Below are 12323 nucleotides of genomic sequence, written 5' to 3'. Positions count from 1 at the left end.
TCGTTCCGGTCCGCAGTAGTCGGTTGCTCAGGTGAGGAAGTTTGGTGGAAAGGTCCTTCATAAGCCGAATTGTTCAAAGTGGCCGCCGATGGCGAGCTACCAGAGATCACGGTCGTCAGTGGGTAAGTGAAATCGAGGTGGAGTGTGAGAAAACTCCTTCAGATCATTATTTTTTAAATGTGAGATGCGTCTTTGTTGTTGATTGGTTTGACATCCGACGCTAGGTGAAGAGTTTTGTTAAGTAGAGTTAAGGCTTGAGACATGAGTTTCGGGAGGCGCTCTAAAAACTATTGTGCTGCGAAACAGGGTTGAATTCGGTTGATGTTTTTCTCTTCCGTCGGAAACGCTACCGTAAGCTCTTCAAAACACTGAGCCAATCAAGGAAAAGCGACTGATGCAAGGATCGGCAGCCCCCCTTATTTCCATTATCCAGGATCGTTCGAAGTGTGCAGCCTTGTTGGTGATCATGCTACCGGTCCTGCTGGTGACCATCGATAACACGATTCTCAATTTCGCTATGCCACGAATCGCGGCCGCGCTGAACCCGTCTGCCGCCGAGCAGCTGTGGATGATCGATGCCTATTCTCTGGTGCTCGCCGGGTTGCTGGTGAGTATGGGCAGCTCCGGAGACCGCTTTGGTCATCGACGCATGCTTTGTTTGGGATGTATGGGTTTCGCAGTGGTGTCTGTGGGTGTGGTGTTTTCTCAGCACGCGTGGCATCTGATTGCGGGGCGTGTGCTGTTGGGTTGTTTCGGTGCAATGATTTTGCCCGCTACCCTGGCTCTGATTCGCACTGCATTTGAGGAACGAGAGGAGCGCCGCCTGGCAGTGGCGGTTTGGGCAACTTGCCTGACTATCGGGTCGGCCTTGGGGCCATTGTTGGGCGGTGTGCTGTTGCAGTATTTCAGCTGGCAATCGGTTTTTTTGATTGCTTTGCCGTTCCTGCTGCCCGTGTTGCTCTTTGCGTCGACGATCACCGAATCGCCAAGGCAGCTGGCCAGATCAATCGATTACCTGAGCATCTTGTTGAGCCTTGGTGCCATGACGGGTGTGATGCTGGGTCTCAAGCATCTGGCCACGGTTGGCTTTGACCGTCAGGTTTTGATCTGGGTACTGTCTGGAATATTGCTGGGCATAGTCTTTGTCCGGCGCCAGTTAAAGCTGGAACACCCACTGTTGGACCTCAGGTTGTTCGTCTCGTCTACTTTTAGTGTGTCCGTTGCGACAAATCTCGTGAGCCTGGGCTTGTTGGTCGGTTTCATTTTCTTCGCCACCCAGTTACTGCAGTTGGTTTTTGGATTATCCCCGTTGCTGGCTGCCTTGATATTGGTGCCAGGGCAGGTATTGGCGATTGTCGCCGGCTTTGCCATCGTGCCGTTGGCACAAAAACATGCACCGAACAGGGTCATCTCAGGTTGTCTGCTGCTGGCTGCTGCGGCCTTTGCGATGATGGCGCTGGTTGAGCCTACTGCACTGGTCGTGGGTGTGGCTTTCGTAATGCTCAACGCCAGCATTGCTGCCATCACCACCGTGTCTAACGACCTTGTATTGGCCTCGGTGCCAGCCGAGAGTGTTGGTAGTGCGTCATCCGTCAGTGAGACGGCTTATGAGATTGGCGTTGTGTTGGGTACCACGTTGATCGGAGGGGCAGTGGCGGCGCTGTATCGATTGTCCTTGGTAATTCCTGCGGGCACTCCCGAAAATATAGTGACCGCAGTTGGTACGTTGGGAGGGGCTCACGCAGTCAGTGAGTCCCTGTCGGAGGGAGTGGTGATGCGGATACAGGAGCAAGCGAACATTGCATTCATCGAAGGTGTAATGACTACAAGCATCATTGTGACTGGGCTCATTGTGCTGTTTGCGCTAGTTACATACTGCTATTTGCGAGAGCGAAGTTCTGCGGATCCAGTTGAAAGTCGCTGAAGCACCATCGGGGCACTGTAGCTGGCATGCGAGCGATGGGGCCGACACTCGCAACATCTTCATTGCCTGACACACCACCATCGCCGGAACGCCACCCGGAGCGAGCTCCTGCAAAGGATTTTTTGCGCTGATTCGGCATTGCGTCACATTGCACCCTTGCGGTGCATCTCTAGATAGTGGCATAACAATATCAATTGTATCGAACCAGTCGGCGGAGCTGTATTTACCCTAGTCGGGCGCTCTGGCTGACGCCTGCCCACTAGAGAACGTTCATGTCTAACCGCTCTTTACACTTCAAATTGTTCTGGACCGCGCTGATCGGTACCGTCGTCGTCATGGCGCTGTTGCTCGGCTCCATTGCCTATATCGCCTATGGCAATTCGGTCAAAGATACCTCCACCCTGGTCGAAACGGTCGTCAAGGCCAATGCCCGCGAGGTCGAAACAGAACTGGGCAGTGGTTTTACCGTGGCCGAGTCGCTGGCCAGCGTGGCGACGGCGATGCAGCAACAGCATGTCGAGCGCCCGGCGGCCGATGCCATGACCCGCCAGTTGCTGGAGGCCAACCCGAATCTGCTCGGCGTGGGACAGTACTGGGAGCCCAATGCCTTCGACGGCAAGGACAGCGATTTCGTCAACCAGCCGAACCACGATGCCACTGGCCGCTACCTGACCTACTGGAACCGTTCGAGCGGTTCGGTGAAGGCCGAGGCATTGAGCGGCTACGTGCCGGAAAACGCCGATAACCAGTATTACTATCGACCGCTGCATTCGCGTCAGCCGTGGGCGACCGAGCCTTATGTCTACAGCACCGGCAACGGTCAGAAAGTCATGCTGGTGTCGATCATGGTGCCGCTGTTGCAGGCCGGCAAAGCCATGGGCGTGGCCGGTGTCGATATCCCGCTGGAAAACATCAACCGGCAACTGGCGAAGATCGACGCCTATAAAGGTTACGGCGCGCTGGTCTCCAGCGACGGCCTGTACGCCAGTCATCCCGATGCCAAGCGCCTGGCTCAGCCGGCGGACGATCTGCCCGCCGAAGCCCGCAGCGCGATCAAGGCCGGCCAGCCGTACCACTTCCAGCGCGATGGCTGGGGCTACGTGCTGCAACCGGTGCACATCGGCAAGGCGCCGAACAGTTGGGCGCTGATGGTGGCCTACCCGTTGGCCGAGGCCATGGCCGGGATCAATCAGTTTCTCTATACGGCGGTGATCATTGGCCTGGTGGCTTTGCTGGTACTGGCGATCGTGCTCTGGCAATTACTCGGTTGGCAGATTCGTCCGCTGTCTGGCCTGACCACTGGCATCCAGGCCTGGGAAGGCGAGCTGGGCCTGCGCTTCGAACAACGCAGCGGCGATGAAACCGGCAAGCTGGCCGGGGCGTTCAACCAGTTCATCCAGCGCCTGGGCAATCTGGTGGGCTCGATTCGCCAGAGCAGCTCAACGCTGATGCAGATTTCCACGCACCTGGGCGATACCACCGCGGCAGTGGCCGAGCGTGCCACCTCGCAGCACACCGCCACCGAGGAAATGGCCAGCGGCGTCACCGCCCTGGCGCACTCGGTCACCGAGATGTCGCAGCAGGCCGAGGACGTCGAGCAACTGGCACGCAACACCGAAATGCTGACCACGCACATCTCCGGCGACATGAGTCAGACCCTGGCCGACATCAACCATATCGACCAGACCATGGACGTGGTCGCCGGCGCCGTGGGCGATCTGGAGAAACGTTCGCAGCAGATTGCCGGGATCATCGCCGTCATCCGCAGCATCGCCGACCAGACCAACCTGCTAGCCCTCAACGCAGCCATTGAGGCCGCACGGGCAGGGCAGCAGGGTCGCGGTTTTGCGGTGGTGGCCGACGAAGTGCGGCAACTGGCCGAGCGCACCAGCCGTTCGACCGGAGAAATCGGCGAGATGATCGGCGCCATCGGTTCGGATGTGCGCAACACCGTCGCCAACGTGCAGCAGGTTGGCGAAGCCGTGCGGCAGGGTGTGGTGCAATTGACCACCTCGGCCCAGGGTGTCGACCAGATCCGCCAGCATGCCCAGGACATCCTCACACGCATCAGCGAAGTGGCGCGCCAGACCCAAAGCCAGGCGGCAACGGGGGAGCAATTGTCGGTGGCGATCCAGGGCGTCAGCCGCATCTCGGAGCAGAACGACCAGGCGATTCGCAGCCTGCTCGATCAATCGGTACAGCTGCGGGATCAGGCCGGGTCGTTGAACCGGCAACTGACTCAATTCAGGGATTGAGGCAGTTGCCGGCGTCAGCGCATCAGTGGAACGGGAAGATGTAGTTCATCCATGCGGCCATGCGCAGGAGGATCTTGCGCATCATCGCAATGTGGTGGAAGTGCTGGCTGTACAGCGCGGCCTGGCCATAGGCGCCGCCGGGCATCTGGCTGGCGTACTGGGCGTAGTCGGGGTCGGTGATTTCAATGATCACCGGCACCCGGCCCGGTGGCGGCGAGCCGGTGAAGCCGATGAGGGTGCCCGAGGGCTGGACCTGTCCTTCGGCAATCACCCCGATCACGTTCTTGACCTTGCCTTCGAAGACCTTGCCGGGAATGCCGTCGAAGGCGACTTCGGCCTCGTCGCCCTCGGTCAGGCGCAGCAGGCTGTTCTGGCGCATCCACGCGGCAAAGTAATGGCCTTCGTCGGGGATGAACACCATCGACGGACGCAACGGCAAGCGGGTCGCCATCATCCCCGGACGCAATGACACGTGGGTGACGAAGCCGGAACTCGGTGCGCGCACCGTGGTGTTGTCGAGTTCGTATTGGGCGTTGGCCAATTGCGCCGTCAGGTCATCGCTGCGCGCGACGGCGACATCCAGTTCCCGTTGGGTGCCGAAATTGCGCTTCATCAACTCGGTGATCCGCGCACGATCACCCTGGGCAGCAATCAGTTGCGCCTTGAGGGATTTCACCTTGTATTCGAAGGGCGTCGGATCGATGCGAAACAGCACATCACCTTTTTTCAGCGGTTCGTTGCCCTGCACCGGCACGTCGATGACTTGGCCGCTGACCACCGGAATGACCGGCACTGACACGAAGTAGGTGCGTGCCACTTCGGAGTAGGGGTGGTTGTAGTTCATCGTGAAGATCAGCGCACCGATGATCAGGATGCCCCCCAGCACGGCGGTCGGCACCGTCCATTTGTTCAACGGAATGCGAAAGATCTTGAAGATGGCAACGCAGAGCGAGGCATAGGTCAGGATGAGTAAGAGATCCATGGCTTACAGGCCCCCGCCGTGAGTGTCCGTGGGTAAGGTGGGTGTCCTGCCGCTCGCGGCCTCCAGGCGATCGACGCGACCTTGCAGTTCGGCCATCTGTTGTTCCAGATGGATGATGTGGCTTTTCGGTGAATGACCATCGCCAAAGCCCCAGCCGCGATCCTCTCGATAGGCCATCGCCCAGATCCACAGAAATGGCCACAGCGCATGCAGGGTGAACAGGCTGACCCAGCCGGTGGCGTGGATCGCATCCTGATGGGGGTGGTTACGGTGGACGGCGATTTCGTAGGGAATGTCGTGAAGCAGGATGATCCCGTAGAACAGGACGAGCCCGACAAAGACCAGCAGGCCCAACGCGAAGTAATCAAGCATGATTGCCCCTCTTGAATCCGATGATGTGCTCGCGTGAGTGTAGTCACTGATTGACGAGAGGTTTGCCCTGCCAAGCGGCTGGCGAAGTTTTGAAGATGAAACCTGCATTTGGCCGATGCACAAGGAATTCATTCTCATTTACAATGCGCAATCTTTCTCGCCGTACAGCCGCCATGGATGTTCTCGACGCTGTTCACCACTACTTGTCGGCTTGGGTGATCGATCCGGTTACCCGGCAATTCCTCGGTCTCTTCGATTTGAACGGCCGCCTTTGCGTGGCTTTCCTGTTCATCTCCTACAGCGTCGCTTACGCTCTGTTTCGCTTCAGAAAAGCCCGGGGGTTGACCGAGGCGCAGTCGTTCGGCCAGTTCATCGGTGGCGCCCGGGTTTACTTTCATCGTTCGGCGCTGCTCGATTACCGCTATTACTTTGTGCTCGCCATTCTCAAGGCGACGCTGGTGGTACCCGTTGTCGCACTGGTCGATCCCTACGTGATGCGTTCAGGGGATTACCTGGCCTTCTTCGAAAACCTGTGGGGCGCGCGCACCCAGGTGCAGGAGCATCTCGTGCTGTCGCTGCTGTTCGGGCTTGGGGTGTTTCTGGTCAAGGACTTCGCCCATTACTGGCTGCACCGCGCCTTTCATTCGCGTTATTTGTGGATGTTCCACAAGGTCCATCACTCGGCGCCCGTGCTGGTGCCGGCCACCGCCAGTCGCGTGCATTTTCTTGAGGAAATTGCCGAGAAGCTGACTGATCTGCTGTGTGTCGGCGCCTTTGCCGGGGTGTTCTGGTACCTCTGCGGCGGGGAAGTCAGCCGCTACACGCTGTTCGGCGTGACTTACGTGGTGTTCATCTTCAATGGCCTGGCCTCGAACCTGCGGCACAGCCATGTCTGGCTGTCGTTCGGGCCGCTGCTCGAGCGCGTGCTGAGCAGTCCAGCGCAGCATCAGATTCACCACAGCGACGCGCCCCGGCATTTCGACCGCAACTTCGGCATCAACCTGTCGTTGTGGGACTGGCTGTTCGGCACGCTCTACCTCACGCCTGCAAGGCCCGAGGCGATTCGGTTCGGCACGGGGGAGGCGGATCACGAGCGTTATCTGACGTTGCACGGGCTGATCTTCACGCCCTTTGTCGATCTGGGGCGCAAGCTTTTTGTCAGTGGGCGCCCGGCTCGATCACATCTGATCCGTATTTTTCAACGCAATCTGCGTCTGTAATGGTTGCAGTCATAGGCCGACAATAGGTCATCGGTGCAGCGATCCTGGTAACGCCCGGCGAATCTGTACCGCACCTTTCTCATGTGGGAGGCCCTATGGCCAAGATGTCGATTTTCCTCGGTGGTTTTCTGGTGCTGACTATCCTGATCGGGATTCTCGCGACCATTCCTCCGGCGTAAGCCAGGGCTTGGCGGCCAGATGCAGCGCAGCGTAGGCCGCCACCAGTTGATCAAGGCTGAATGCCCGGTTTCTGCCGCTGGGGTTGGGCAGGACCCACGCCGTTGTGCCGGCAAAAGTGCTCGTTTGCAGGCCCCAGGCGATGTCCCGCCGGCCGCTCAATGCGGCATAGGCGGCCTTGCCGAGAAAAGCCACGAAGCGCGGGGCATGGCGGCTGATTTTCTCCTCGAAGCTGTTCGCGGCGGCCGCGAATTCCTGTTTTGACAGCTGATCGGCGCGGGCCGTGGGGCGCTCGACCACGGCGGTCAAGCCGCAGCGATATTGCAGGAGGGTCCGGTCGTTTTCCGCCGCCACTTGCTCTGGGGTAAACCCGGACAAATGCAGCGTGCGCCAGAAGCGGTTGCTGTGCCCGGCAAAGTGGTGGCCCTGGGCGGCGGCCATCAAGCCGGGATTGATCCCGCAAAAGATCACCGCCAGCCGCTCACCCAGAATGTCTTCCAGTCCCGCACTCATCTGAACCTCACTGATTGCAGATCACCTTGACCGCATTGCCGGCCAGGGTGGTCAACTCATCTCGGGATTTGCCCGCTCGTGCTCGAATCGAAATGCTGTGCAGCAGCGAGGAGGCGAGCACCGCCAGGGCGGCAGCGTCGGCGTCGTTGCTCAGTTCTCCAGCGTCAATGGCCACTTGCAGGCGCGTTTGCAGGTCGGCATCGAGCCGGCTCAGGCGATCCGACAACACTTCACGAATCTCAGCGTCTTCCACCGCTTCGGTGGTCGCCGTGCCAATGGCGAAGCAGCCGCGTGGCTGGCCGTCGCCGGAAAAATAGATCGACAACTGTCCCTCGTAGAAACGCATCAGCGCGTCGTTGAGCGGCAGCTGCAGATTTGTCAGCGCCTCGTGCATGGAGGCCGCAGCAACCTCCCAATACTGCTCCAGCGCCTTGATGTAGAGCGCGTGCTTGTCACCGAATGCCGCGTAGAGGCTGGGGCGATTCATGCCGGCCGCGCTGGCGATGCTGTCCAGTGATGCGCCGGAGTAGCCGGTGCTCCAGAACACCCCGAGTGCTTGCTGCAGCGCTGTTTGCGGGTCGTAGGCGCGCGGACGGCCGCGTCCTTTACCCTCTGTCGGTTTATTTTGTGCCATGTCGTACAAAATCCTTGAGCAGGGAGGGGTTGATGGATATTCTTACATCATCGCACAAAAATACGCAGCCCCCAATTTTCGCGCTGAAGGTGTTCTCGATCATGACCAGACCGTTCGATATTCCCGCTTCGCCGGCCCTTGAGCATCCAGGGCCAAACCACCCCGATGCGCCGGTTAAAAAGCCCCTGCGGGAAACCCTGCGGCCGTGGTTGATGGTCGCTGTGCCGCTGCTGGCGGCCATTGCCGGTTACGGCTATCACGTCGCGGGCCAGGCGTTTGTCTCGACCGACAACGCCTACGCGCGGGTGGCGAAAGCTTCGATCAATGCGCGAATTTCCGGGCAGGTGGTGGAGATTGCCGTCCAGGACAATCAGCCAGTGCGCAAGGGGCAGGTGTTGTTCCGCATCGACCCCAGGCCCTTGCAGATCGCCGTCGACCGCGCAGAAGCCCAGCTCAGTGTGACGCGGTTGCGCATCGACGGGCTCAAGGCCGGCTACCACCAGCAGCAGGCTGAATTGCAATCGGCCAGGGAGTCGGCTGATTTTGATCAGAAGGACTTCGCCCGCAAGAAAGCGCTGGTGGCCTCGGAATTCGTTTCGCGCTCCTTGTTCGAACGCGCCGACACTGACCTCAAAGTGTCCCGGCAACGGATCGCAGGCATAGAGCAACAGATCGCCAGCACCGTGGTCGCCCTCAACGGCAACCCGAGCATTGATGTCGACAGCCATCCGGCGGTGCGCGAGGCGCGGGCGCAGCTCGACGAAGCCCGGCTGTATCTGTCCTATGCGACCGTGTATGCGCCGGCCGACGGCATCGTCGCCAGGGTCGATGACCTGCAGGTCGGCAACTACGTGAACAATGGTGCGCCGGCTTTTGCGTTGCTCTCCGATCGCGAGATCTGGATCGAGGCCAATTTCCGCGAAACCGAGGTCACGCACATGCGCGCGGGCCAAACCGCGACCATTCGCATCGACACCTACCCGGACCGGGTGTTCAAGGCTCACATCACCAGCATGAGCCCGGGTTCCGGTTCGGACTTCGCCCTTTTGCCACCGGAGAACGCGACCGGCAATTGGGTCAAGGTGACCCAGCGCGTACCGGTGCGCCTGGAGCTGGATGAACTCGATCCGGCGCTGCCGCTGTACTCCGGCACCAGCGTCACGGTTCGCGTCGATACCCAGTTCAAGACGCCGTGGTGGCATCCGCTCAAAGCTTTGTTGACCGCAGGTAATTTCTGATGAGCACCCCGGCGGATACAGGCCCAGATTGTGCGGGTTCACTGCGCTTTGCCGCCTTGCTGGCGACCTACATGCAGTCGGCCAACCTGCCGTTGCCCAACGCGGTGCTGCGGCATATTCAGGGCAGCCTGTCGATGAGTGACGACCAGGCTGGCTGGATCTTCACTGCCTACCTGGCCGCCAGTGCGATCACCTTGCCGATCGCCCAGTGGTTGGCCGCTCGTTATGGCTTGAAGCGGGTGTACCAGATATCGCTCGCAGTATTTGCCCTCGGTCTGCTGCTGGCCACGGTGGCAACGACGCCGCTGGAATTTGTGGGTGCACGCCTCCTGCAAGGGGCGGCGAGCGGCGTATTGGCGCCGCTGTCGATGGCCATTGCCATGGACACCTTGCCGCTGCAACGCCGCGTGAAGTTCGGTGCAACCTGGACCGCCATCGTGCTGTTCGGCATTGTCAGCGGTCCGGGCATTGGCGGCTTGATCGCCGAGCATTTCGACTGGCGGACCATCTTCTACAGCAGCATTCCACTGACGGCTTACATCTTCCTCGTCATCACGTTGCTGCTTGAACGCAAAAAACCCGGACCCGCTCCAGGGTTTGATTTCTTCGGTTTTGCGACCTTCACGCTGGGCCTGATCGGCCTGCAAATGCTGCTTGATCGTGGGCCGCGGCTGGACTGGTTCGCCTCAAGGGAAATCTGCATCGAGGCACTGGCCAGTGCGCTGGGCCTGTACCTGTTCGGCGTGCATGTGCTGACGAGCAAAGTGCATTTCCTCAGCAAGGCTTTGCTCAGGGATCGCAACTTCGTGTTGTCCTCCCTGATGTTTTTCGCTCTCGGTTTTGTGTTGCTGTCGACCATGGCGCTGACCTCGCCGATGCTCGACGAAATTCTCGGTTATCCACCGGACACCACAGGGGCGTTGACCATTCCACGCGGCGTGGGCCTGGTCGGTGCTTTCCTGCTGATGGGCCGCGTGCCGGAACGCTTCGATCGTCGGCTGTTCGTGGCGGGCGGTGTCGCATGGGTGATTTATGCCAACTGGCTGATGCTCGGCTACTCACCGCTGATGGATGCCTGGCCTGTCGCCGTGGCTGGCGCCATTCAAGGCGCCGGGCTCGGCATCCTGATGCCCGCGCTGAGCAAGACCGCGTTCAGCACCCTCGACCCTGCGCTGCGCGTGGAAGGCACCGGGCTGTTCAACCTGGCGCGTGTCTACGGCAGCACCCTGGGCGTGGCGATTGTGCAGTGGTGGTTCTTCAACAACACCCAGGCGATGCACACGGCTCTGGCCGGCAACCTGACGGCGTATCGCGAGGCGAGCCGGTCACTGACCAGTGCGCCCACGCAAGTGCTGGCTGGCCTCAACGAAATGATCACCGGCCAGGCCGCTTTTATCGGGGTGATCGGCCAGTTCAAGATTTTGCTGATGGTGATGCTGGTGGTCAGTCCGCTGGTGCTGTTCCTTCGCAAGCCCGTTGCGACCAACTGATGTTCGTGGAGTCTGCCCAATGAAACCTGATGCACTCGTCATCAACACTGCTGCTCGTCTGCAGAAATCCGTCTGGCTGTCGACGTTGATGCTGCTGTCGGCCTGCACCGTCGGTCCCGACTTTCAAGCGCCCGGGCGAGGCCACTCGCAGCACTACGACCCGCAGGCCGAGCAGCGTCTGGGGCAGGGGGATGCTTCGCCCATCCTGATGGGTAAAAAGCTCAGCGGTGATTGGTGGACGGCGTTCCATTCGCCCCGGCTGGATCAGGTCGTGCGTCGCGCCATTGCGGGCAACCTTGAGCTGACAGCAGCGGACGCGACGATTCGCCAGGCGGCGTCCTCCGTCGCGGCGGCCGAGGGGGCTTTGTATCCGCAAGTGGATTTCGCCGCTGTGGCCGGTCGAGAAAAAGTACACAACGCCAAGGCACCGAGCATCGTCAATGTCTATGCGATCGGCCCACGGGTCGGCTTCGATCTGGATGTATTCGGTGGCAACAAGCGGCTGGTGGAACAGCAGCAGGCCCTTACCGAGTTGCAGCAGCATCGTTACGAAGCGGCGTACCTGACGCTGACCGGCAATGTGGCCAGTCAGGCGCTGCTGGTGGCCTCCGCCAGTGCGCAGATGCAGGCCGTGGAAGCCTTGCTGGCCGATGACGCGCAGAACCTCGAACTGGTGCGCATGGCCCATCTCAACGGCAGCACCACGCAGATTGACGTATCGCTGGCCGAATCGCGCCTGGCTCAGGACCGCACCTTGTTGCCACCGCTGGCGCAGCAGCGTGATGCCGCGCGTCATGCCCTGTCGATTCTGACCGGTAACGGCCCGGCGGACTGGGTCGCACCGGCCTTCGAAATGAACGAATTCTTCCTGCCGAGCCAGATCCCCGTGAGCCTGCCCTCGGGGATGGCCCACGACCGCCCGGACGTGCTGCAAGCCGAAGCGCAACTGCACATGGCCAGCGCCGCCGTGGGCGTGGCGACGGCCAATCTCTATCCCCATGTCAGCTTGTCCGCGTCACTGGCGCAGGCGGCTTCCGGCAATGGCGGCGCGACGCTTTGGGGATTCGCCGCGGGGATCGCCGGGCCAGTGTTTGACGGCGGCAAACTCAGGGCTGAGCAGCAGGGGGCGCAGGACGGCTACGACGCCACGCTCGCGCTGTATCGGCAAACCGTCATCAGCGCGTTCGGGCAGGTCGCGGACAGTTTGCAGGCACTCAATCACGACGCGGAACAAAGCCAGGCGCAGGCAGATGCCTTGCACTCGGCCGACATCAGTTTGCAACTGAACCGGCAAGCCTACGCCCAGGGCGAGAACAGCCTGCTGCAGGTCCTGGAGGCGCAGCGTGCCTACCAGCAGGCGCTGCTGGGGCACATCCGCGCCAGGACTGCGCAGTACCTCGACACCGTGCAGTTGTATCTCGCCCTGGGCGGAAATTCCGTCGGGGTTGCCGAGCAAAGACTGGTCTCACGCGTTGCACAGAACCCTTCGTTTCAATAGCCCGCACTGGAGTAGAAAAC

The 12323-nt window shown here is 60.4% G+C and carries 10 protein-coding genes; 6 read left to right on the top strand and 4 right to left on the bottom strand.

Annotation, left to right across the window (positions count from 1 at the left end; all coding sequences use genetic code 11):
* Nucleotides 1-394: 394 nt before the first annotated feature.
* Nucleotides 395-1924 carry an MFS transporter gene (locus tag EIY72_RS18670; protein ID WP_093223219.1) on the top strand — a complete coding sequence of 510 codons (1530 nt, stop codon included), beginning with the start codon at nucleotides 395-397 and terminating at the stop codon, nucleotides 1922-1924.
* A 272-nt stretch (nucleotides 1925-2196) separates the two neighbouring features.
* Complete coding sequence (locus tag EIY72_RS18665; protein WP_093223217.1) at nucleotides 2197-4179, top strand: methyl-accepting chemotaxis protein; 1983 nt, start codon at nucleotides 2197-2199, stop codon at nucleotides 4177-4179.
* Nucleotides 4180-4201: 22 nt separating this feature from the next.
* On the opposite strand, the gene EIY72_RS18660 is transcribed toward EIY72_RS18665, so the two are convergent.
* Nucleotides 4202-5161 (bottom strand): HlyD family secretion protein, encoded by a 960-nt coding sequence (locus EIY72_RS18660; RefSeq protein ID WP_093223215.1) that lies wholly within the window; start codon nucleotides 5159-5161, stop codon nucleotides 4202-4204.
* A 3-nt stretch (nucleotides 5162-5164) separates the two neighbouring features.
* On the bottom strand, nucleotides 5165-5533 hold the full coding sequence (locus EIY72_RS18655) for a DUF3302 domain-containing protein (RefSeq protein WP_093223213.1): 369 nt from the start codon (nucleotides 5531-5533) through the stop codon (nucleotides 5165-5167).
* Between the two features lie 173 nt (nucleotides 5534-5706).
* Between EIY72_RS18655 and EIY72_RS18650 the strand changes: the two genes are divergently transcribed.
* A complete protein-coding gene (locus tag EIY72_RS18650) occupies nucleotides 5707-6753 on the top strand; it encodes a sterol desaturase family protein (RefSeq protein WP_093223211.1) in 1047 nt (348 codons plus the stop codon).
* Between the two features lie 138 nt (nucleotides 6754-6891).
* On the opposite strand, the gene mug is transcribed toward EIY72_RS18650, so the two are convergent.
* Nucleotides 6892-7443, bottom strand: coding sequence for a G/U mismatch-specific DNA glycosylase (gene mug, locus EIY72_RS18645; protein WP_093223209.1), 552 nt, complete (start codon nucleotides 7441-7443; stop codon nucleotides 6892-6894).
* 7 nt (nucleotides 7444-7450) lie between these two features.
* On the bottom strand, nucleotides 7451-8077 hold the full coding sequence (locus tag EIY72_RS18640; protein ID WP_093223207.1) for a TetR/AcrR family transcriptional regulator: 627 nt from the start codon (nucleotides 8075-8077) through the stop codon (nucleotides 7451-7453).
* Between the two features lie 101 nt (nucleotides 8078-8178).
* Here EIY72_RS18640 and EIY72_RS18635 point away from each other — a divergent pair, with 101 nt between their 5' ends.
* The 3 genes from EIY72_RS18635 to EIY72_RS18625 are packed head-to-tail and all read left to right on the top strand — an operon-like array spanning nucleotide 8179 to nucleotide 12303.
* Nucleotides 8179-9315, top strand: a complete 1137-nt coding sequence (locus EIY72_RS18635; protein ID WP_093223205.1) for an HlyD family secretion protein — start codon at nucleotides 8179-8181, stop codon at nucleotides 9313-9315.
* Entirely contained in the window at nucleotides 9315-10805 is a 1491-nt protein-coding gene (locus EIY72_RS18630; protein ID WP_093223203.1) for a DHA2 family efflux MFS transporter permease subunit, read from the top strand. The genes EIY72_RS18635 and EIY72_RS18630 overlap by 1 nt, the downstream gene beginning before the upstream one ends.
* Nucleotides 10806-10824: 19 nt before the next feature.
* Entirely contained in the window at nucleotides 10825-12303 is a 1479-nt protein-coding gene (locus EIY72_RS18625; RefSeq protein ID WP_093223201.1) for an efflux transporter outer membrane subunit, read from the top strand.
* The last annotated feature ends 20 nt before the right edge of the window (nucleotides 12304-12323 follow it).

This window comes from Pseudomonas vancouverensis, from assembly GCF_004348895.1.
Taxonomy (GTDB): Bacteria; Pseudomonadota; Gammaproteobacteria; order Pseudomonadales; family Pseudomonadaceae; genus Aquipseudomonas; species Aquipseudomonas vancouverensis.
The sequence above is the reverse complement of the archived record's forward strand: the minus strand, read 5'-3'. Positions and strand labels throughout refer to the sequence as shown.

Coding starts and splice junctions, on each gene's coding strand:
- EIY72_RS18670 (WP_093223219.1), top strand. CDS start 395: ATGCAAGGATCGGCAGCCCCCCTTATTTCCATTATCCAGGATCGTTCG.
- EIY72_RS18665 (WP_093223217.1), top strand. CDS start 2,197: ATGTCTAACCGCTCTTTACACTTCAAATTGTTCTGGACCGCGCTGATC.
- EIY72_RS18660 (WP_093223215.1), bottom strand. CDS start 5,161: ATGGATCTCTTACTCATCCTGACCTATGCCTCGCTCTGCGTTGCCATC.
- EIY72_RS18655 (WP_093223213.1), bottom strand. CDS start 5,533: ATGCTTGATTACTTCGCGTTGGGCCTGCTGGTCTTTGTCGGGCTCGTC.
- EIY72_RS18650 (WP_093223211.1), top strand. CDS start 5,707: ATGGATGTTCTCGACGCTGTTCACCACTACTTGTCGGCTTGGGTGATC.
- mug (WP_093223209.1), bottom strand. CDS start 7,443: ATGAGTGCGGGACTGGAAGACATTCTGGGTGAGCGGCTGGCGGTGATC.
- EIY72_RS18640 (WP_093223207.1), bottom strand. CDS start 8,077: ATGGCACAAAATAAACCGACAGAGGGTAAAGGACGCGGCCGTCCGCGC.
- EIY72_RS18635 (WP_093223205.1), top strand. CDS start 8,179: ATGACCAGACCGTTCGATATTCCCGCTTCGCCGGCCCTTGAGCATCCA.
- EIY72_RS18630 (WP_093223203.1), top strand. CDS start 9,315: ATGAGCACCCCGGCGGATACAGGCCCAGATTGTGCGGGTTCACTGCGC.
- EIY72_RS18625 (WP_093223201.1), top strand. CDS start 10,825: ATGAAACCTGATGCACTCGTCATCAACACTGCTGCTCGTCTGCAGAAA.